This is a genomic window from Mycobacterium sp. IS-1556, assembly GCF_001499985.1.
GTDB lineage: Bacteria > Actinomycetota > Actinomycetes > Mycobacteriales > Mycobacteriaceae > Mycobacterium.
In genome coordinates this window covers 218,527-238,602 of record NZ_LQIM01000012.1, presented here as the reverse complement: position 1 = coordinate 238,602, position 20,076 = coordinate 218,527, and the positions used below count along the sequence as shown (strand labels likewise).

Annotated in this window: 18 protein-coding genes; 11 read left to right on the top strand and 7 right to left on the bottom strand. The window is 67.6% G+C overall.

From position 1 onward, the window contains the following. Window positions 1-54: 54 nt before the first annotated feature. From yajC to AU187_RS10405, 7 genes are all read left to right on the top strand, one after another. A complete protein-coding gene (gene yajC / locus AU187_RS10435; protein ID WP_059166668.1) occupies window positions 55-390 on the top strand; it encodes a preprotein translocase subunit YajC in 336 nt (111 codons plus the stop codon). A 78-nt stretch (window positions 391-468) separates the two neighbouring features. Then, complete coding sequence (gene secD / locus AU187_RS10430; RefSeq protein WP_059166667.1) at window positions 469-2,238, top strand: protein translocase subunit SecD; 1,770 nt, start codon at window positions 469-471, stop codon at window positions 2,236-2,238. Between the two features lie 3 nt (window positions 2,239-2,241). Next, entirely contained in the window at window positions 2,242-3,498 is a 1,257-nt protein-coding gene (gene secF / locus AU187_RS10425; protein WP_059166666.1) for a protein translocase subunit SecF, read from the top strand. Between the two features lie 62 nt (window positions 3,499-3,560). Then, entirely contained in the window at window positions 3,561-5,171 is a 1,611-nt protein-coding gene (locus AU187_RS10420) for an ABC transporter substrate-binding protein (RefSeq protein ID WP_059100152.1), read from the top strand. Beyond that, window positions 5,138-5,719 (top strand): adenine phosphoribosyltransferase, encoded by a 582-nt coding sequence (locus AU187_RS10415; protein WP_082683885.1) that lies wholly within the window; start codon window positions 5,138-5,140, stop codon window positions 5,717-5,719. The genes AU187_RS10420 and AU187_RS10415 overlap by 34 nt, the downstream gene beginning before the upstream one ends. Window positions 5,720-5,764: 45 nt before the next feature. After that, window positions 5,765-8,113 (top strand): RelA/SpoT family protein, encoded by a 2,349-nt coding sequence (locus tag AU187_RS10410; RefSeq protein WP_059100154.1) that lies wholly within the window; start codon window positions 5,765-5,767, stop codon window positions 8,111-8,113. A 125-nt stretch (window positions 8,114-8,238) separates the two neighbouring features. Next, the gene (locus tag AU187_RS10405) at window positions 8,239-8,532 is read left to right on the top strand and encodes a DUF4333 domain-containing protein (RefSeq protein ID WP_059099906.1); all 294 of its coding nucleotides are present in this window, start codon (window positions 8,239-8,241) and stop codon (window positions 8,530-8,532) included. A 15-nt stretch (window positions 8,533-8,547) separates the two neighbouring features. Here AU187_RS10405 and AU187_RS10400 read toward each other — a convergent pair whose 3' ends face one another. After that, entirely contained in the window at window positions 8,548-9,555 is a 1,008-nt protein-coding gene (locus AU187_RS10400; protein WP_059099907.1) for a peptidylprolyl isomerase, read from the bottom strand. After that, window positions 9,555-10,424: a peptidylprolyl isomerase gene (locus AU187_RS10395; RefSeq protein WP_059166665.1), complete on the bottom strand. Its 870-nt coding sequence runs from the start codon at window positions 10,422-10,424 to the stop codon at window positions 9,555-9,557. The genes AU187_RS10400 and AU187_RS10395 overlap by 1 nt, the downstream gene beginning before the upstream one ends. 103 nt (window positions 10,425-10,527) lie before the next feature. Here AU187_RS10395 and AU187_RS10390 point away from each other — a divergent pair, with 103 nt between their 5' ends. Together AU187_RS10390 and hisS are read left to right on the top strand one after the other, a co-directional pair. Then, entirely contained in the window at window positions 10,528-11,214 is a 687-nt protein-coding gene (locus AU187_RS10390) for an MBL fold metallo-hydrolase (RefSeq protein ID WP_059100155.1), read from the top strand. A gap of 9 nt (window positions 11,215-11,223) precedes the next feature. Further along, window positions 11,224-12,489, top strand: coding sequence for a histidine--tRNA ligase (gene hisS, locus AU187_RS10385; RefSeq protein ID WP_059099909.1), 1,266 nt, complete (start codon window positions 11,224-11,226; stop codon window positions 12,487-12,489). Here the strand turns inward: hisS and AU187_RS10380 are convergent. Further along, a complete protein-coding gene (locus AU187_RS10380; protein WP_059099910.1) occupies window positions 12,486-13,130 on the bottom strand; it encodes a carboxymuconolactone decarboxylase family protein in 645 nt (214 codons plus the stop codon). The two genes, hisS and AU187_RS10380, sit on opposite strands and share 4 nt — an antisense overlap. A 17-nt stretch (window positions 13,131-13,147) precedes the next feature. Continuing rightward, a complete protein-coding gene (locus AU187_RS25645; protein ID WP_172800213.1) occupies window positions 13,148-13,678 on the bottom strand; it encodes a hypothetical protein in 531 nt (176 codons plus the stop codon). Window positions 13,679-13,810: 132 nt separating this feature from the next. Between AU187_RS25645 and AU187_RS10370 the strand changes: the two genes are divergently transcribed. Next, a complete protein-coding gene (locus AU187_RS10370) occupies window positions 13,811-14,230 on the top strand; it encodes an Rv2576c family protein (protein ID WP_156425520.1) in 420 nt (139 codons plus the stop codon). Between the two features lie 27 nt (window positions 14,231-14,257). Here AU187_RS10370 and helR read toward each other — a convergent pair whose 3' ends face one another. Then, window positions 14,258-16,435 carry an RNA polymerase recycling motor ATPase HelR gene (gene helR / locus AU187_RS10365; protein ID WP_502687747.1) on the bottom strand — a complete coding sequence of 726 codons (2,178 nt, stop codon included), beginning with the start codon at window positions 16,433-16,435 and terminating at the stop codon, window positions 14,258-14,260. Between the two features lie 158 nt (window positions 16,436-16,593). On the opposite strand from helR, the gene AU187_RS10360 reads away from it, so the two are divergent. After that, window positions 16,594-17,610, top strand: a complete 1,017-nt coding sequence (locus AU187_RS10360; RefSeq protein WP_059099911.1) for an Rv2578c family radical SAM protein — start codon at window positions 16,594-16,596, stop codon at window positions 17,608-17,610. Here AU187_RS10360 and AU187_RS10355 read toward each other — a convergent pair. After that, on the bottom strand, window positions 17,607-18,863 hold the full coding sequence (locus AU187_RS10355; RefSeq protein ID WP_059099912.1) for an acyl-CoA dehydrogenase family protein: 1,257 nt from the start codon (window positions 18,861-18,863) through the stop codon (window positions 17,607-17,609). The two genes, AU187_RS10360 and AU187_RS10355, sit on opposite strands and share 4 nt — an antisense overlap. Beyond that, window positions 18,860-20,005, bottom strand: coding sequence for an acyl-CoA dehydrogenase family protein (locus AU187_RS10350; protein ID WP_059099913.1), 1,146 nt, complete (start codon window positions 20,003-20,005; stop codon window positions 18,860-18,862). The genes AU187_RS10355 and AU187_RS10350 overlap by 4 nt, the downstream gene beginning before the upstream one ends. Window positions 20,006-20,076: the final 71 nt, after the last annotated feature.

Here is a 20,076-nt window from a genome sequence, read left to right as displayed (position 1 = left end):
GGCCCCACTGTCGCTGCGCCGTGACCACAAGACCTAACGAAAGACTTTGTTGCCATGGATCTGGTCGTCTTCCTGCCCCTGCTCATCGTGCTGGGCGCGTTCATGTTCTTCGCGTCGCGCCGCCAGAAAAAGGCGATGCAGGCCACCATCGACCTGCACAATTCGCTGCAAATCGGGGACCGCGTGCACACCACGTCGGGTCTTGTCGGAACCATCACCGGCATCACCGACGACGAAGTCGAGCTGGAGATCGCGTCCGGCGTCGTCACCACCTGGATGAAGCTCGCCGTGCGCGACCGCATCACCGAAGACGACGAGTTCGACGACGTCGAGCCCGAGGCGACGGCCACCGAGCTCACCGAAAGCCCGAACACCAAGACCGACGGCTGAGTCCGAGGCCCGAGGACACAGCTGGAGCCCGTACCCTTGCGGTGCTGACGAACCGATCTCGAGGAGACCTGAGGAAACGTGGCATCGTCTTCGACGCCGGTGCACCCTGCCCGCTACCTGTCGCTGTTTCTGGTGTTGCTCGTCGGCGCCTTCTGCCTGGTCTTTCTGACCGGGGACAAGAAGCCCGAGCCGAAACTGGGCATCGACCTGCAGGGCGGCACCCGCGTCACCCTGACTGCACGCACGCCCGACGGGTCGCCGCCCACCCGTGATGCGCTGAACCAGGCGCAGCAGATCATCAACGACCGAGTCAACGGGCTCGGCGTGTCCGGTTCCGAAGTGATCATCGACGGCAACAACCTCGTCATCACGGTGCCTGGCAGCGAGAGCAGCGACGCCCGCAACCTGGGCCAGACCGCGCGGCTGTACATCCGGCCGGTCATCCATGTCATCCCCGCCGAAAGCCCCGGCCAGCAGCCGCCGGCGGAGGCCCCGCCGGGCGCACCACCGGGTGCCCCGATGCTGCCCGGCCAGCCGCCGGGCGCACCCGCGGAGCCCGGGGTTCCGACGCAACCGGGCGAGCCACCCGCCGCCCCCGCGGTGCCGCCGGCCCCGCAGCCGCGGCCCTACCCGCAGCAACCGCCGACGCAACCGGCACCCGAGCCGCCTCCCACCCCGGCGCCCTCGCCGGCACCGCCCGCGCCGCCGCAGGCTGAGCCGCAGTCACCGGAGGACGTTCCGCTACAGCAGCGCATCGCCGACGAGAAGCAGTTGCGGCAGAGCACCGACCAGCAGATCCAGATTCTGGCCCTGCAGTTCCAGGCCACCCGCTGCGACGAGGAAGACGTCCTCGCAGGCAATGACGATCCGAACCTTCCGCTCGTCACCTGCTCGGACGACGGCAGCCAGGTGTACCTGCTGGACAAGGCGATCATCAACGGCGAGCAGATCGAGGACGCCACCTCCGGGCTGGACCAGCAGCGCGGCGAGTACGTCGTCGACCTCCAGTTCAAGGGTGAGGGCGCGAAGACCTGGGCGGACTTCACCGCCGCCAACGTCGGCACCCAGACCGCGTTCGTGCTCGACACCAAAGTGATGAGTGCACCCGAGATCCGGGAGGCGATCCCGGGCGGACGTACCCAGATCACGGGTCAGTTCAACCAGCAGACCGCGCGTGAATTGGCCAACGTGCTGAAGTATGGCTCGCTACCGTTGTCGTTCGAGTCGTCGGAGGCCGAAACCGTCTCCGCCACATTGGGTCTGTCGTCACTGCGGGCCGGTCTCATTGCCGGCGCGGTCGGATTGGCGTTGGTTCTGCTCTACTCTCTGCTCTACTACCGGATGCTGGGCGTACTGACCGCGCTGTCGCTCGTCGCTTCCGGCGCAATGGTTTACGCGATACTGGTGCTGCTCGGCAGATGGATCGGGTACACGCTCGACCTGGCCGGCATCGCCGGTCTGATCATCGGTATCGGCATGACAGCGGACTCCTTCGTGGTGTTCTTCGAACGCATCAAAGACGAGATCCGCGAAGGGCGTTCGTTCCGGTCGGCGGTACCGCGCGGCTGGGCACGCGCGCGCAAGACCATCGTCTCCGGCAACGCGGTGACACTGCTTGCCGCGGTGGTGCTGTACATCCTGGCCGTGGGTCAGGTCAAGGGCTTCGCGTTCACCCTCGGCCTGACAACGGTTCTCGACGTGGTGGTGGTCTTCCTCGTGACGTGGCCGCTGGTGTACATGGCGTCGAAGTCGCCGACCATGGCCAAGCCTTCGCTCAACGGCCTCGGTGCGGTGCAACAGATCGCCAGGGAGCGACGGGCAGCCGCGCACGCGACGGGACGGGATTAACACATGGCGGCCAAGCAGTCATCGGACGAACAACAGACCAGCGCGGTGGAGGCGCCCGACCTTGCGGCCGCAACGCCGCGGCACGGGTTCTTCGTCCGGCTCTACACCGGCACCGGTGCGTTCGAGGTCATCGGCAAACGCAAGCTGTGGTACACGGTCAGCGGCCTGATCGTCGCGGTCTGCCTGGCCAGCATGCTGCTGCGCGGCTTCACCTTCGGTATCGACTTCGAAGGCGGCACCAAGGTGTCGATGCCGACCGCGACGGAGTCGGGCACCGTGACGACCCAACAGGTCGAAGACGTGTTCAGCAAGACGCTGGGCCAGAGCCCGGAGTCGGTGGTGGTCGTCGGCAGCGGCGGATCGGCCACCGTGCAGATCCGGTCCGAGCACCTGACCAATGCCGAGACCGAGGAGCTGCGCACCGCGCTCTTCGACGCCTTCAAGCCCAGAGGCGCCGACGGCCAGCCGAGCAAGCAGGCGATCAGTGATTCGGCGGTGTCGGAAACCTGGGGCGGCCAGATCACCCAGAAGGCGTTGATCGCCTTGGTGGTGTTCCTGGTCCTGGCGGCCATCTACATCACCGTGCGCTATGAGCGCTACATGGCGATCGCGGCGTTGGCCACCCTGGTGTTCGACCTCGTGGTGACGGCAGGGGTGTACTCACTCGTCGGCTTCGAGGTGACGCCCGCGACCGTGATCGGCCTGCTCACCATCCTCGGCTTCTCGCTGTATGACACCGTCATCGTGTTCGACAAGGTCGAGGAGAACACCCAGGGCTTCGAACACACGACGCGGCGCACGTTCGCCGAGCACGCCAACCTCGCCGTCAACCAGACCTTCATGCGATCGATCAACACCAGCCTCATCTCGGTGTTGCCGATTCTGGCGCTGATGGTCGTCGCGGTGTGGTTGCTGGGCGTGGGCACACTGATGGACCTGGCGCTGGTGCAGCTGGTCGGCGTGATCGTCGGGACGTACTCGTCGATCTACTTCGCCACGCCGCTACTGGTGTCGTTGCGGGAGCGAACTGAACTGGTGCGCAACCACACCCGCCGGGTGATGAACCGCCGCAAGGGCGCGACGGCGCGAGCCGCCGAAACGGGCACCGCCGAAGAACCGGAGACCGTCGGCGCCACCGCAGGCGCGCGCGCCGACACGACGCCGCCGCCGGACAAGCCGGCCCCGGGTGCCCGTCCGGTGCGGCCGACCGGCAGCCGGACCGGGCGACCGTCGGGCAAGCGCGACGCCCGGCGGCGGTAGGGGAGATGATCGTCGGCAAAAGGCCTGGGCCGGTGCGACGTTGCGGCGTGCTGGCGCTGGTCATGGTGCTGGCCGCGGCGCTGGCGTCGGCGTGTACGTCCAGCCCCGCCGACAGCGTGGACTATGCCGTCGACGGCTCGCTGATCACCTACAACACCAACACCGTCGCCGGCGCCGCCTCGGGCGGCCCGCAGGCGTTCGCGCGGGTCCTGACCGGATTCAACTACCACGGACCGGACGGGCAGATCGTCGGAGATCACGACTTCGGAACGATTTCCGTGGTCGGCAGGCAACCCTTGGTGCTCGACTACGAGATCAACGCCAACGCGGTCTACTCCGACGGCAAGCCGATCACCTGCGACGATCTGGTGCTGGCGTGGGCATCGCAGTCCGGTAGGTTCGCAACCTTCGACGCCGCCAGCCGCGCCGGTTACAGCGACATCGCATCAGTGGACTGCACGCCGGGGCAGAAGAAGGCGCGGGTGTCGTTCGCGCCGGATCGCGGGTTCGTCGACTTCGGCCAGCTGTTCTCCGCGACGTCGATGATGCCGTCGCACGTCATCGCCGACCAGCTCGGGCTCGGCGACGGCGGCGTCACGAAGGCCATCCTGCAGAACGACGGTGCGGCGGTGGAGCGCATCGCCCAGGTCTGGAACACCGGGTGGAACCTCAAACCGGGCATCGACCTGAAGAAGTTCCCCTCCTCGGGGCCCTACAAGCTGGACGAGGTGACCGAGGACGGCGCGGTCGTGCTGGTCGCCAACGACAAGTGGTGGGGCGCCGAACCGGTGACCGAAACGGTGACGGTGTGGCCGCGCGGCGCCGACATCCAGGAAAAGGTCAACCAGGGCGCCTACGACGTCGTCGACATCGCAGCCGGTTCGTCGGGCACGCTGAACATGCCCGACGACTACGTGCGCACCGACGCCCCCTCGGCCGGCATCGAACAGCTCATCTTCGCCCCGCGGGGCGTGATGGCCGCGCCGCCCGCGCGCCGTGCGCTGGCCCTGTGCACACCGCGCGACGAGATCGCCCGCAACGCCGAAGTGCCCATCGCCAACTCGCGGCTCAACCCCTCCGCCGAGGACGCGTACAGCGCGGCTGAGGGCGGCCCCGCACCGGGGCAGTTCGTCGCCGCCAACCCCGAGGCGGCGCGGGCTGCGCTCAACGCGCGGCCGTTGACGGTCAGGATCGGCTACCACAGCCCCAACGCGCGGCTGGCCGCCACCGTCGGGGCGATTGCCAAGGCGTGCGCGCCGGCGGGCATCACCGTTCAGGATGTCGCGAGCAACACCGTCGGCCCACTGTCGTTGCGCAACAACGAGATCGACGTGCTCATCGCCAGCACCGGCGGGGCGGCGGGCAGCGGGTCGTCCGGTTCCTCGGCGATGGACGCGTACCAGTTCCACACCGGCAACGGCAACAACCTGCCGCGGTACTCCAACCCGCAGATCGACCGCATCATCGCGACGATGGCCATCACCAACGACCCCAAGGAGCTGGCCCGACTGCTCGGCGAGGGCGGTCCGGTGCTGTGGGCCGATATGCCGACGCTGCCGCTGTACCGACAGCAGCGGACCGTTCTGAAGTCCAAGAAGATGTTCGCGGTCAGCAGCAACCCGACCCGGTGGGGCGCGGGATGGAACATGGACCGTTGGGTGCTCGAGCAGTGAGCGACGGACCCGGCCGGCCGACGGCGGGAGACATCTCGACGCTGATCGCGAAGAGGATGCGGGAGGTGCCCGACTTCCCCGAACCGGGCATCGCGTTCAAGGACCTCACCCCGCTGTTGGCCGACGGCCACGGGTTGGCCGCGGTCACCGATGCGCTCGCCGAAGCTGCCGCCGACGCGGATCTGGTGGCGGGCATCGACGCGCGCGGATTTCTGCTCGGTGCGGCGGTCGCACTGCGACTGGGGACGGGCGTGTTGGCGATCCGCAAGGGCGGCAAGCTGCCGCCGCCGGTGCATAGCGAGACCTATTCGCTCGAATACGGCACCGCGACCCTGGAGATTCCGGCCGACGGCATCGACATCGGCGGCCGCAAGGTGGTGATCATCGACGATGTGCTCGCCACCGGCGGAACAGCGGCCGCGGCGGCCAGGTTGCTGCAGCACGCCGGCGCGTCGGTGACCGGTGCCGCGGTGCTGCTCGAACTGACCGCGCTCAACGGTCGCGCAGTGCTCGAGCCGCTGCCGGTCACATCGTTGCACCGGGTCTGAGGGATATCCTCGGAGGCGGGCCACACATCGCTGGAGGAGGTGACCATGGCTGAGGAACCCGGCACGGGCCAGGCCGTGCAGTCGCCGCCGCAAACGCAGCCCGAGTCGCCGACGCCGGAGACACCGAAAGCCTCAGCCAGCGCGTCGCGCCGCGTGCGCGCCCGGCTGGCGCGGCGGATGACGTCGCAGCGCAGCGCTATCAACCCGGTCCTCGAGCCGCTGGTCGCGGTCCACAAAGAGATCTACCCCAAGGCGAATCTGCAGTTGTTGCAGCGCGCCTACGAGGTCGCCGAACAGCGCCACGCCGATCAGTTGCGCCGCTCGGGCGATCCGTACATCACCCACCCGTTGGCGGTGGCGAACATCCTGGCCGAGCTCGGCATGGACACCACCACGCTGATCGCAGCGCTGCTGCATGACACGGTCGAGGACACCGGGTACACGCTGGAAGCGCTGACCGAGGAGTTCGGCACCGAGGTCGGTCATCTGGTCGACGGCGTCACCAAGCTGGACAAGGTTGCGCTGGGCACCGCCGCCGAGGGCGAGACCATCCGCAAGATGATCATCGCGATGGCGCGCGACGCCCGCGTGCTGGTGATCAAGGTCGCCGACCGGCTGCACAACATGCGCACCATGCGGTTCCTGCCGCCCGAGAAGCAGGCGCGCAAGGCGCGCGAAACCCTGGAAGTGATTGCTCCGCTTGCGCACCGGCTGGGGATGGCAACGGTCAAGTGGGAGCTCGAAGACCTGGCGTTCGCGATCCTGCACCCGAAGAAGTACGAGGAGATCGTGCGGCTGGTCGCCGACCGGGCGCCGTCGCGCGACACCTACCTCGCCAAGGTGCGCGCGGAGATCAACGCGACGCTGAGCGCGTCGAAGATCGATGCGGTCGTGGAAGGAAGGCCCAAGCACTACTGGTCGATCTACCAGAAGATGATCGTCAAGGGCCGAGACTTCGACGACATCCACGATCTCGTCGGCGTGCGCATCCTCTGCGACGAGATCCGGGATTGTTACGCGGCTCTCGGCGTCGTGCACTCGCTGTGGCAGCCGATGGCCGGGCGGTTCAAGGACTACATCGCGCAGCCGCGGTACGGCGTCTATCAGTCGTTGCACACCACCGTCGTCGGGCCCGAGGGCAAACCGCTGGAAGTGCAGATCCGCACGCACGATATGCACAAGACCGCCGAACTGGGCATCGCCGCGCACTGGCGCTACAAGGAAACCAAGGGGCGCAACGGCGTTCCGAGCCAGCACTCGTCGGCCGAGATCGACGACATGGCCTGGATGCGACAGCTTCTCGACTGGCAGCGTGAGGCCGCCGACCCCGGCGAGTTCCTGGAGTCGCTGCGTTACGACCTTGCGGTGCAGGAGATTTTCGTGTTCACCCCGAAGGGCGACGTGATCACGCTGCCGACCGGGTCGACACCCGTCGACTTCGCTTACGCGGTGCACACCGAAGTCGGTCACCGCTGTATCGGCGCACGGGTCAACGGCCGCCTCGTCGCGCTCGAGCGAAAGCTCGAAAACGGGGAAGTGGTCGAGGTTTTCACCTCCAAGGCGCTCAATGCCGGCCCGTCGCGCGACTGGCAGACCTTCGTGGTGTCGCCACGCGCGAAGGCCAAGATCCGGCAGTGGTTCGCCAAGGAGCGCCGCGAGGAAGCGCTCGAGGCGGGTAAGGACGCGATCGCCCGCGAGGTTCGCCGTGGCGGGCTTCCGTTGCAGCGGTTGATGAATGCCGAATCGATGGGCGCACTGGCCCGCGAACTGCGGTATGTGGACGTCTCCGCGCTCTACACCGCGGTGGGCGAGGGTCACGTCTCGGCGCGGCATGTGGTGCAGCGGTTGGTCGCCCAGGTCGGCGGTGACGAGGAAGCCTCCGACGAACTGGCCGAGCGCTCCACCCCTGCGACGATGCCGGTGCGCCACCGCACCAGCGACGATGTCGGGGTGGCCGTTCCAGGCGCCCCGGGTGTGTTGACCAAACTGGCCAAGTGCTGTACGCCGGTACCCGGCGACAACATCATGGGCTTCGTGACGCGCGGCGGCGGCGTGAGCGTGCACCGCACCGACTGCACGAATGCCTCGTCGCTGCAGCAACAATCGGAGCGCATCATCGAGGTGAAGTGGGCGCCGTCGCCGTCGTCGGTGTTCCTGGTCGCGATCCAGGTCGAGGCGCTGGACCGGCACCGGTTGCTGTCCGACGTCACGCGGGTGCTGGCCGACGAGAAGGTCAACATTCTGAGCGCGTCGGTGACGACATCCAACGATCGGGTGGCGATCAGCAGGTTCACCTTCGAGATGGGCGACCCCAAACATCTCGGCCATGTGCTCAACGTGGTGCGGAATGTGGAAGGCGTGTACGACGTCTACCGGGTCACTTCCGCGGCGTGAGCCGCAATGGGGCGGAAGCGGCGTGAGCCGCAATGGGGCAGAAGCGGCGTGAGCCGCGTTCGGTGCTCCGCCGGCAAATTGAGATGACACCCGTCAATTTTTGCCGGGTCTGCGATACTGCGACGATGCGTCCCGCCTTGCTCGTTGTTCTCGTTTCGCTCGGCGTCGTGCTCGCCGGCTGCAGTTCCACGATCAAGCCGGAAGGGGCCGCGCAATCGGTCGTCGACCTCGTCTCGGAGCAGACCGGGTTCAAGCCCACAGACGTGAAGTGCCCCGAGGGCGTCGAGGCCGAAGAGGGCACGAAGTTCGAGTGCACGTTCACCGGGCCGGAGGGCAAGGAGTACACCGCGAACTTGCGGGTGACCAAAGTCGAAGGTGACGACGTCGAGTTCTACATCGAGACCGCACCCAGCGAATAGTCGCGAGTCGGCGGGTCAGTCGAGTCGGATCGATTCGATCAAGACCTCGGCGGCGGGCTCGCCGTCCTCGCTGCCGTCGGCGACGCCCGTGGCCGCGATCTTGTCCAGCGTGGCCAGGCCGGTCTCGTCGATCGTGCCGAACACCGTGTACGTCGGCGGTAGCTGCGAATCCTCGTAGACGAGAAAGAACTGGCTGCCGTTGGTTCCGACGCCCGCGTTGGCCATCGCCAGCGTTCCGCGCGGATAGCGGATCGGCGTCTCGATCGCCGGATCGCTCAACCGGAACTGGTTGGTCGGATATTCGTTCGGAAACTGGTAGCCCGGCCCACCGATGCCGGTGCCGCTCGGGTCGCCGCACTGCAGCACCCCGAGGGTGTCGCTCGTGGTCAGGCGGTGACACGGCGTGTCGTCGAAGAAGCCCTGCTGGGCCAGGCTGGCGAAGTTGTTGACCGTGCACGGGGCCTTGGCGTTGTCGAGCTGAAGGCCGATGTTGCCCCTGTTGGTGGTCATGCTGGCGCTGACGAGCTCGGGGTCGGTCGGCACCCGGCCGGTTCGCGGCGGCTTGGCCGGCTTGCTGGCCGGTTCGGAGGCCGGCGGGTACTGGCAGTTCGCGCCGAGCGTGGCGGGCGGCTTGAATTCCGGAAGCTCGTTGGTCTGCAGGCCCGGCGTCGCCGTGACGTCCGGGTAGCTCGGGTCCGTGCCGTCGAGCGACTCGAGTTCGCGCGCCACCGTCGCGACGAAGATGACGCTGACGACGATGATCAGCACCGTCGCCACGGTCACCAGGTATCCGATGACCAGGCCGGCGATCGCCAGGCCACGGCCCTCCTCACCGGTTCTCTTGATCTGCGACAGCGAAATGTGGCCGAACAGGATGCCCAGCGGCGCAAAGACGAACGCGCACACCAGCGCCACGACGGCCAGCGTGTTCGTCTGCTTGGGCGGCGGATAACCGTAGTAATGCGGCGGATAGGCGTGCGGCGGTGGCTGCGGCTGGAATCCGCCGCTCGGCGGTGTCGTCATCAGTCCAGCAGGATCGACTTCACCTTGACCGGAGTGGCCGGTGCACCGTCCTGACCGCCGCCGGCGACGCCGGCCTTGGCGATCTTGTCCAGCGTGGCCAGGCCGGTTTCGTCGATCCTGCCGAACACCGTGTAGTTCGGTGGCAGCTTCGAGTCCTGGTAGACGAGGAAGAACTGGCTGCCGTTGGTGTTCGCGCCGGCGTTGGCCATGGCGACGGTGCCGCGCGGATAGGTGACCGGCTCTTGAAGCTTCGGGTCGCCGGGTTGGTACTGGTTGGTCGGATACTCGTTGGCGAACGAGTAACCCGGGCCGCCGGTGCCGTCGCCGACCGGGTCACCGCACTGCAGCACCTTGAGCTGTTCGGCCGTGGTCAGCCGGTGGCAGGTGGTGCCGTCGAAGTAGCCCTGCTGGGCGAGGCTGGCGAAGTTGTTGACCGTGCACGGTGCCTTGGCGTTGTCGAGTATCAGGCCGATGTTGCCCTGGTCGGTCGATATGCTGACGCTGACCTCGGCGGGGTCGGTGGGCACCTTGCCGGAGCGCGGCGGCTTGACGTCCTTGCTGGCCTTTTCCGCCGACGCCGGATACTGGCAGTTCTCGCCAAGTCCGGCGGGTGCGACGAACGCGGGCAGCCCGCCCGGCGCCGACGGCGCGGCGGAGGCGGGGGAGCTTTCGGTGGCGGCCGCCGTCTGACTGCCCGAATCCCTGGTGATGACGACCGTGGCGACCACCGCGGCGATCACGACGATCGCGCCCGCGACCGAGGCGACGATGGTGTACAGACGCCGCTTGCGTGCTTTTTCCTCGCGGCGTTCCATCTGCCGCTCGAGTTTGCGCTTCGCTGTCGCCCGCCGCTGTTCGTTGGTCGGCACCGCCGGTGTCCTCCTCGTGTCGATCGGTCGGAAACGAGTGTGCCAGGCGTTGCTGAGTGTGGCGCTGCGCCCCACGTCATCGCGGGGTGGGAAACTGGAGGCCGTGTTCATCACCGGGTTTGCGGCCGGCATGCTGGCGTGTAACTGCTACGTGCTGGCCCCACGGACCGGGGCCGACGCCATCGTCGTCGACCCCGGTCAGCGGGCGATGGGGCCGCTGCGCCGGATCCTGGACGACAACCACCTGACACCCGCGGCGGTGCTGCTGACCCACGGGCACATCGACCACATCTGGTCGGCACAGAAGGTGGCGGACACCTACGGCTGCCCGGCATATATCCATCCCGAGGACCGCTTCATGCTGACCGACCCGATCAAGGACTTCGGGGCCGGTTTCCTCGGCGGGCTTGCCCGCAATGCTTTCGGGGCGCTGTTCCGGGAGCCGAAGCAGGTCGTCGAACTCGACAGGGACGGCGACAAGGTCGAGTTGGGTGGCGTCACGGTCACCATCGACCACACGCCGGGCCACACCCGCGGGTCGGTGGTGTTCAGCGTCGACTCGGCCATCGGGTCGGGCCCCGGCTCGGTGGTGTTCACGGGCGATACCCTGTTCCGGCAGTCGGTGGGCCGCACGGACCTGCCGGGCGGCAGCGGCCGGGACCTGCTCGGCTCGATCGTCAACAAACTGTTGGTGCTCGACGACGACACCGTGGTACTACCGGGACACGGCCCGAAGACCACGATCGGCGTCGAACGCCGCACCAACCCGTTCCTCGAAGGCTTGACCTAGTGAGCTCCAGTGAGTGATTTTCAGGCGCCCAAGGGCGTCCCGGACTACCTGCCGCCCGATTCAGCACAGTTCGTCGGCGTGCGCGACGGTCTGCTCGACACGGCCCGGCGTGCCGGTTACGGCGACATCGAACTGCCGATCTTCGAGGACACCGCGCTGTTCGCCCGGGGGGTGGGCGAGTCCACCGATGTGGTGTCGAAGGAGATGTACACCTTCGCCGATCGCGGTGGCCGGTCGGTGACCCTGCGACCCGAAGGCACCGCGGGCGTGATTCGCGCCGTCATCGAGCATGGGCTCGACCGTGGCCCGCTGCCGGTCAAGCTGTGCTACGCCGGACCGTTCTTCCGGTACGAACGCCCGCAGGCCGGCCGTTACCGCCAGCTGCAGCAGGTGGGCGTGGAGGCCATCGGTGTTGACGACCCGGCCCTCGACGCCGAGGTGATCGCGATCGCCGATGCCGGTTTCCGCTCGCTGGGGCTCGACGGCTTCCGTCTCGAGATCACCTCGCTGGGCGACGACACCTGCCGTCCGCAGTACCGAGAGTTGTTACAGGAGTTCCTGTTCAAGCTCGACCTCGACGAGGAGACACGCCGGCGCGCGGAGATCAACCCGCTGCGGGTGCTCGACGACAAGCGCCCTGCGGTGCGCGCGATGACCGCCGACGCGCCGGTGATGTTGGATCACCTGTCCGATGTCGCCAAGCAGCACTTCGACAGTGTGCTGGCGCATCTCGACGCGCTGGAGGTGCCGTACGTCATCAATCCGCGGATGGTGCGCGGGCTGGACTACTACACCAAGACGACGTTCGAGTTCGTGCATGACGGCTTGGGTGCCCAGTCGGGTATCGGCGGCGGTGGTCGCTACGACGGGCTGATGGCCCAGCTCGGCGGAAAAGACCTGTCCGGCATCGGATTTGGTCTGGGTGTCGATCGCACGGTGTTGGCGCTGAAGAAGGAGGGCAAGAGCGTCGGCGGGACGGCGCGGGTCGACGTATTCGGTGTTCCGCTGGGGGAGCAGGCAAAGGTGCGGCTGGCGGTGTTGGCTGCGCGTTTGCGTGCGGCGGGCGTGCGGATCGACCTGGCCTACGGCGACCGGGGCATCAAGGGTGCGATGCGCGCCGCGGACCGCTCGGGTGCGTTGCTTGCGCTGGTGGCGGGTGACCGCGATATCGAGGCGGGCACCATCGGTGTGAAGAGCCTGGCGACGGGGGAGCAGAAGGACGTCGCGGTCGAGGGCGTGTTGGCCGAGGTGCTTTCACGCCTCAACCGCGCCTAATTCTCGTCGCCCGAGGTGGCGGCGCCGATGTCGAGTGTGTCGCTGCCGTCGGCGGCCTTCACTTCGACAACCGGGTCGTCGCGGTCGTCGAACTCCAGCCGCAGGGCCCGCGACATGATCGCATGCATCACATACATCGTTGTGGTGTAGGTGAATTCGAGGATCTCGCGATCGCCGAAGACCTCGCGCAACTGTTCGAACAGCCGCTCGGGCACTCGGCCCTGCTGACCCGCCAGGCAGTCGGTGTAGGCGAGTAGTAGGCGTTCGGTGTGGTCGAAGCAGTCGGCGGTCTGCCAGGACGGGATCGCGGCGATCTTCTCCTCCGACAGCCCCGCCGACCGACATGCCTTGCAGTGCTGGGAGAAAACGAACTGGCTACCCACCACCCAGCCGGCCCGAATCTGGCCCAGCTCCCGGTGGTCGGGCCGGATGGTGACCTCCTCGCGGTAGAGCCGAAAGCCGCGGACCGCGTGTCGCAACGCCGCAGGGGATTGGGCGAACACCGTCCACCAGTCCCCGGTCGTCCCGCCGATGGTGCCGGGTTCGGCGATCGGATCGCGGTCGCCGAACATGAAGTCGTACATGTTCAGCGTGAATTCGTCGCTGACCTTCGCGCGCGGAACCGGATCGAGTCGTGGCATGGTGCTCTCCTGGTGATTCAGCCGGCGCCGCGGGCGACTGAGTTGAGCAGCTCATCCACGTGGCCGACCCCGCCGTCGAACGGATTGCCGCGCTTGAGCAGCTTCGTCCCACCCGGAGTCAGCGCTACGAGTTTCGGTGAGCTGGAACCGATCTGGAATTTCCGGGCGAACCGCACCTGGTCGAGCTGCACCAGCGCGCCGCCGCGGTAGCTGAACAGTCCGAGCTTGCGGTCGAGTACCGCTGCCGGCCGGCACTCGTGCAGCGGTCGGCTCCGCATGCGACGGAACTTGCGCACGATGACGAACGTCACCGCCGCAAGCGCCACACCGACCGCCACGAACGCCGCTCCCAACGTGCGGGATGGAACGCCTGACAGCACGGCGACGACACCGAAACCTGCCACCACGAGCGTCACAATGCCGAGCACGAATGCCAGCACTGTCAGGAATCCGGTGCCTCGGTCGACGAGGAGTACCCGCCGGCCGTCGTCGGTGACGACGAGCCCGCCGGTGTCGGCGAGCACGCGGCTCTCGGTTGGGCTGTCCACGGGTGAACTGTGCCATTCGCCCGTCGCGAACGTGCGCAAACCGCCGAATGATGGCGGCGTGTCGCGCGCAGACGCGCACGCTCGTCCAAAGATGGCCGTAACGATTTGGTACCGTCCGGCGATGTGACGGTCATGCGAACAGCTACAGCCAAGGTCGGGGCGGCCTTCATGGTGGCAGCGGCGTCGGTCGCGGTCAGCCATGCGACGGCGGACGCTCAGTCGGCCGGTCATCAGGTCCGGTACACGTTGACGTCGACAGGCGCCGCCGACTTCCAGCTCAACTATCTGATAGCGCAACCTCCGAGCAAGGAGGCCTACAACGCCGACGCGTACGCCTACCTGAAAAAGGAGACGGTGAATTTGGCGCCGGGCGTGCCGTGGGTGTTCGAGACCACGCTCGAGGACCCGCAGTGGGCGATCCTGACCGCGAGCACCGGCGTGCACGCGATGACGGCCCCGCCGAACCCGCACTGCGAGATCACGATCGACGGTCAGATCGCCGTGCAGCAGGACGGTCCCTACACCGTGCAGTGCCAGCTGAGCCAGTGGTGAACGCGTCGCTGACCGTCTGACGTTCGGTCAGTCGGCCACGGCTTCCACCTGGCTCAGTCCACTCAGAGCCGGCGGCAACGGTTCGCAGTGCAGCACGCCGAGTCGTTGGGTGGCGCGAGTCAGAGCGACGTAGAGGTCGGCGGCGCCGCGAGTGCCGTCGGCCAGGATCCGGTCCGGCTCCACGACCAGAACCGCGTCGAACTCCAGGCCTTTCGTCTCGGCCGGTGACACCGTTCCCTGCGCCCCAGGTGGTCCGATCACGACGCAGGTGCCCTCGCGGCCGGCCTCGTCGCGGACGAAATCCTCGATGGCGCGCGGCAATTCGTCTTCGCTGACGTGTCGTGACCACGGCCGGACACCGCTGGCGCGAACCGATTCGGGAGGCTGCACCCCGGGGGCGAACTCGCCGAGAAGGCCGGCGGCGACGGCCATGATCTCCGCCGGCGTGCGGTAGTTCACCGTCAGCGGCCGGTAGACCCAACGTCCAGCCACACACGGATCGAGCATCGCGGCCCATGACGCCGCGCCCGCCGCCGATCCGCGCTGGGCGAGATCGCCGACCACGGTGAACGACTTGCTCGGGCAGCGACGCATCAACACCCGCCACTCCATTTCGGACAATTCCTGTGCTTCGTCGACGACGACGTGCCGGTACGTCCAATCGCGGTCCGCGGCAGCGCGGTCGGCGAGGTCGCGGGTATCGCGTTCGACGAAGCGGTCGGCGAGCTCCTCGGCCTCGAGCAGGTCGGTGGCGATCAGATGGTCCTCGTCGTCCATCAGATCCTCGCGGGCGACCATCAGGTCCAGCACCCCGGCGGCGTACGCGGCCTCCTCCTGCCGTTCCTTCTCCGCGGCGGCATCGGGCTTGATGCCGCCGAGCATGTCGACCAGTTCGTCGAGCAGCGGCACATCCGACACCGTCCAGGCGTCGCCCTGCGCGCGCCACAGCGAGTCGTCCGCGCCTGCGGCCGTGAGTCGTTGGCGGGATTCGTAAAGCTCCGCCAACAGTGTGTGCGGCGTCAACTCGGGCCAGAGCCGGTCGAGCGCCGCAGCGAACTCATCGTGATCACCGAGCTCGTCGAGCAGTTCGGCCCGCAGGTGCTCCCATGCCTGCTTGTCGTCGCGAGTCAGCCAGCCCCTGCCGATCCGGGCGATCGCGCGCTCGGTCAGCACCCACGTTATGACGTCGATGAACACCGCCCGGGCGTCGTTGTGCGGCAGACCGCTTTCCCGTGCTTCCTGAATGGCCCACTCGGCGGTTTCGGCATCGATCTGCACGGTGACGTCGGCCAGCTTGACGGGCAGCGGCTGCTCGGGGACGCGTTGCCGGTCGGCGATCGCCGCCGCCAGCACGTCGAGCATCTTCAATGAGCCCTTCGCCCGCACCGCGTCCGGCTCGTCCTCGGCGGTGGCCCGCACACCGGGAACGAGGTCGCCGGTCGTCATGAAGACGACGTTGGTCTCGCCCAACGACGGCAGCACCCGGCCGATGTGGCGCAGGAACGCCGGGTTCGGGCCGATCACCAGCACCCCGTGGCGTTCCATCCGCTCCCGCTGGGTGTAGAGCAGGTACGCGACGCGGTGCAGGGCGACGACGGTCTTACCCGTGCCGGGTCCACCTTCGATCACCAGGACGCCCGGGTGGTCGAGTCGGATGATCTCGTCCTGTTCGGCTTGGATCGTCGCGACGATGTCGCGCATCCCGTCGCCGCGCGGCGCGTTGACCGCCGCCAGCAGCGCCGCGTCGCCGCGCTCGCCGCCGGCGGGTCTGCCGAGGACTTCGTCGGTGAAGTCGGTGACGCGACGCCCGAGGGAGTGAAACTGGCGGCGCCGACGCATGCCCTCGGGGCGGGCGCCGGTCGCGACGTAAAACGCGCGCGCCGCCGGCGCCCGCCAGTCGAGCAGCAGCGGTTCGTACTCGTCGGCCTCGTCGAACAATCCGATGCGACCGATGTAGAGGCGTTCGCCTGCGACGCTGTCCAACCGGCCGAAGCACAGTCCGTGATCGGCCACGTCGAGGCGGTTCATCCGCTTGGCGACCGCGCGCACCTCCGCATCGCGGTCGACGAGCGACCCGCCGTCGCCACGCAGCGCCGCGCTATAGCGCTCCTTCACTCGGGCGCGCTCGGCGTCGAGGCGCGCATACAAACCGGTTATATATCGCTGTTCCGACCGCAATTCGTCGTCGTAGCCATCGATCGGCACGCCGCCCCACTTTCTTTCAGCTCACCACCGAGTTTCGGGTCAGGCCAGCGATTTTGAGCCATCACCCCGGCCTTGCCGCAAGCCCCCCGGTGCGTTTATAGCTTGAAAGAGGGAAGCGGTCCTTGACACTGTATCGAACATGGGTTCGAATCGAATACATGCGGTGGGATGGTCAGGGCGTCGGGGTCGACGATGGCGCGCTGCCCGGCCTGCAGCGTATCGGTTTCGTGCGCAGCGTGCGGACGCCGCAGTTCGACGGCATCACCTTCCACGAAGTGCTGTGCAAGTCAGCGCTGAACAAGGTGCCCGACATGTCGGCGCTGCCCTTCAAGTACACCGTCAACGGCTATCGCGGGTGCTCGCACGCCTGCCGCTACTGCTTCGCGCGCCCCACCCACGAGTACCTCGACCTCGACTGCGGCCGCGACTTCGACACTCAGGTCGTGGTCAAGACCAACGTCGCCGACGTGCTGCGCCGCGAACTGTCGCGCAAGTCATGGCGGCGCGAGACCGTGGCGCTCGGCACCAACACCGATCCGTACCAGCGGGCCGAAGGCCGTTACGCGCTGATGCCGGGCATCATCTCGGCGCTGACCGATTCCGGCACGCCGTTCTCCATCCTCACCAAGGGCACCCTGCTGCGACGCGATCTGCCGCTGATCAGCGAGGCCGCGCGACGGGTGGAGGTCAGCGTCGCGGTCTCGCTCGCGGTAGGCGACCACGATCTGCACAAGCAGGTCGAGCCGGGGACGCCGGGACCGCAGGCTCGGCTCGGCTTGATCGCCGCGATCCGTGACGCCGGGCTGGACTGCCATGTGATGGTGGCGCCGGTGTTGCCCTATCTGACGGACTCGGTCGAGCACCTCGATGCGTTGCTCGCCCAGATCGCGGCGGCCGGGGCCACCGGCGTCACGGTGTTCGGACTTCATCTGCGCGGCTCCACGCGCGGCTGGTTCATGAACTGGCTGACCCGCGATCACGCCGAACTGGTGCCGAGGTATCGCGAGCTCTACCGCCGCGGGGCGTACCTTCCGCCGGACTACCGAAAGACGTTGCGCGACAGGGCCGCACCGCTTATCACCAAGCACGGGCTGGCGCCGGAGCGCCGCTCGTTCCGGGTCGCGGACACGCCGCCCGCAGCGCCGGCCGAGGTGCTGCAGCCCACGCTGTTCTAGCCCCTGTTGCGCCGGACCTCTTTGAACGGCACACCGCGGTCGGCGGCCGGTTCGCGGGGGAAGCCCAGAACTCGCTCACCGATGATGTTGCGCGCGATCTCCGTGGTCCCGCCGCCGAGCGCCGCGGCCTGCCGGGACAGATACCGCTCGCCGTAGCGGATCAGGTCACCATCGACGTCGACCACGCCGGCGCTGCCGGTGATGGCCAACGCCGTGTCGAACTCCAGATGGTGGATGTCGGCGTGCGCGATGCGGATGATCGAACCCGCCGCCGGAGGGAGCGAGCCGTCGAGCACGCCGTGGTACACGTGGTCGATCAACTGCTCCCGGACCGCGCGATGCACCAGTGCTCGTCCCGCCATCTCGCGAAGGCGCTCGTTGTCGGGCTGTCCGGTCTTCTCCAGCAGTGCGACATAGTCGATCGGCACATCGGACTTGCCCTCGGCGCCAACGCCGCTGGCGAACTCCGAGCCGCCGCCGACCGCGCGCCGCTCGTGGTACAGCTGACGCGACGCCACATGCCAGCCTGCGTCGACCTCGCCGACGACGGCGTCGTCGCCGAGTTCGAGGTTGTCGAAGAACTCCTCGCAGAACTCGACCGAACCGTTGACCTGCTTGATGCGGCGCAAGGTGATGCCGGGGCTGTTGATCGGCACCAGGAACATGGTCAGGCCCTCGTGCTTGGGCACATCCCAGTTGGTGCGGGCCAGCATCAACCCGTAGTCGGCCGCGAAGGCGCTTGTGCTCCAGGTCTTTGCGCCGTTGATGACCCATTTGTCACCCTTGCGGTCGGCGCGGGTGATCACGCCGGCGAGGTCGGAGCCGCCGCTGGGTTCGGACAGCAGCTGCACGAGCACCTCCTCGCCGCGCAGGGCGGCGGAGATGTGCTGGCGTTTCTGCTCCTCGCTGCCGGTGTCGAGAATGGTGGCCGCGCAGATCGTGAACGTCGGGGTGTTGAGAATGACCGGCAGCTCGTAACAGCGGGATACGTTGTCGAACGCTTTCTGATATGCGATCGGCAGGCCGAGACCGCCGTACTCCTTCGGGAAACAGATTCCGGCAAATCCGCCGTCCCACAGCTTCTTTTGAAGTTCCCGAGCCCGCTGCCAGGGTTCTTCCTCGCCGCGGTCGTGTTCGGGTGGGTCGTTCGGATCGATCGGCGGCATGTTCTCGGCCAGCCACCGCTCGGCGCGGGCGGCGAACTCCTCGACCGACTCCTGGGTGGTGGCGCGCGCGGATGTCGTGTCGGTCATGACGCTTGCTCCGCCTTGGTGAGCGCGTAGACGCGCAGGTTGTGGTCCTCGGGTGTGCCGAACAGCGAGCGGTACAGCGTGGCCCGTCGCAGGAACAAGTGCAGGTCGTGCTCCCAGGTCACCCCGATGCCGCCATGCAGCTGCACGCACAGCTGAAGCATTCCTGGTGCGTGTTCGCCCACGTAGGATTTCGCGACGCTGACCGCCATCTCGGCGCTGGGGGAGCGCGATGCCACCTCGGCAACGGCGGCGTTCGTCGTCGCACGACAGCCTTCGAACCAGATCTTCAGGTCGGCGAATTTGTGCTTGAGCGCCTGATACGAGCCCAGTGGGCGGCCGAACGAATGCCGGTCGAAGCCCCACTGGATCGTGAAGGCCAGCACCGTCTCCAGGATGCCGACGATCTCGGCGCATTGCAGGAGCACGGCGAGCTGGCTCTGCCGCTCGACCAGCGCGGGCGTGTGTTCGGCCGACCCGACGGCTGCGGACTCGCCGACCTCGACACCGTCGAACTGCACCCGCGCGTAGCTCTTCACCATGTCGATCGAGCGTTGCGGTTCGACCCGCACGCCGGGAGCGTCCGCGGGTACCAGGAACTGGCGCACGGCTCCGTCGGATTGCGCTGTGACGAGGAAAGTTTCGCTGTCAGCGCCGGCCTCGACCCGGTCCTTGACACCGTCGATGCGGAAGCCGGCGCCGGTGGGTGTCGCGGTGACCGACGGCGTCAGCGGCGACCACGGCCGACCGGGTTCGTAGACCGCCCAGGTGGCCACCATCTCACCGGCGATCAGCGCTTCGATGGTGTCTTGATGGTTGTCGGGCGCCTCGGCCAGCCCGGCCAGTACGGTGCTGACCGGATGCAGCGGGCCGGGTGCGACGGTCTTTCCGGCGATCTCGGCCACCAGCGCCAGGTCTCTGACGCCCCCGGAGACGCCGCCGGACACGCTGCCACCGCCGAGGTCCTCGGGGACGAGCAGGCTCGTCCAGCCGAGTTCGGCGGCCCGGCGCCACCAGCCGGGATCGAACGCGGTTCCCGCGTCGTGCAGTTCGCGTATTCGACTCAGCGGCACCTCTTTTTCGAGGAATGACTGTGTCGTCGAGGCGAAGAGCAGCACCTCGGGATTGTTCGCGCTGTCGGTCACTGGCTCGCTTTCGTGGTGGTGCGAACGTGCGTGCCGACGGGTCGACACGCACGTTCGCGACGTGTGCCTCT

Excerpts from the sequence above, each read along its gene's own strand:
- yajC (WP_059166668.1), top strand. The coding sequence starts at position 55 with ATGGATCTGGTCGTCTTCCTGCCCCTGCTCATCGTGCTGGGCGCGTTC.
- secF (WP_059166666.1), top strand. The coding sequence starts at position 2,242 with ATGGCGGCCAAGCAGTCATCGGACGAACAACAGACCAGCGCGGTGGAG.
- AU187_RS10420 (WP_059100152.1), top strand. The coding sequence starts at position 3,561 with ATGGTGCTGGCCGCGGCGCTGGCGTCGGCGTGTACGTCCAGCCCCGCC.
- AU187_RS10415 (WP_082683885.1), top strand. The coding sequence starts at position 5,138 with ATGGAACATGGACCGTTGGGTGCTCGAGCAGTGAGCGACGGACCCGGC.
- AU187_RS10410 (WP_059100154.1), top strand. The coding sequence starts at position 5,765 with ATGGCTGAGGAACCCGGCACGGGCCAGGCCGTGCAGTCGCCGCCGCAA.
- AU187_RS10405 (WP_059099906.1), top strand. The coding sequence starts at position 8,239 with ATGCGTCCCGCCTTGCTCGTTGTTCTCGTTTCGCTCGGCGTCGTGCTC.
- AU187_RS10400 (WP_059099907.1), bottom strand. The coding sequence starts at position 9,555 with ATGACGACACCGCCGAGCGGCGGATTCCAGCCGCAGCCACCGCCGCAC.
- AU187_RS10380 (WP_059099910.1), bottom strand. The coding sequence starts at position 13,130 with ATGCCACGACTCGATCCGGTTCCGCGCGCGAAGGTCAGCGACGAATTC.
- AU187_RS10370 (WP_156425520.1), top strand. The coding sequence starts at position 13,811 with ATGCGAACAGCTACAGCCAAGGTCGGGGCGGCCTTCATGGTGGCAGCG.
- AU187_RS10360 (WP_059099911.1), top strand. The coding sequence starts at position 16,594 with ATGCGGTGGGATGGTCAGGGCGTCGGGGTCGACGATGGCGCGCTGCCC.
- AU187_RS10355 (WP_059099912.1), bottom strand. The coding sequence starts at position 18,863 with ATGACCGACACGACATCCGCGCGCGCCACCACCCAGGAGTCGGTCGAG.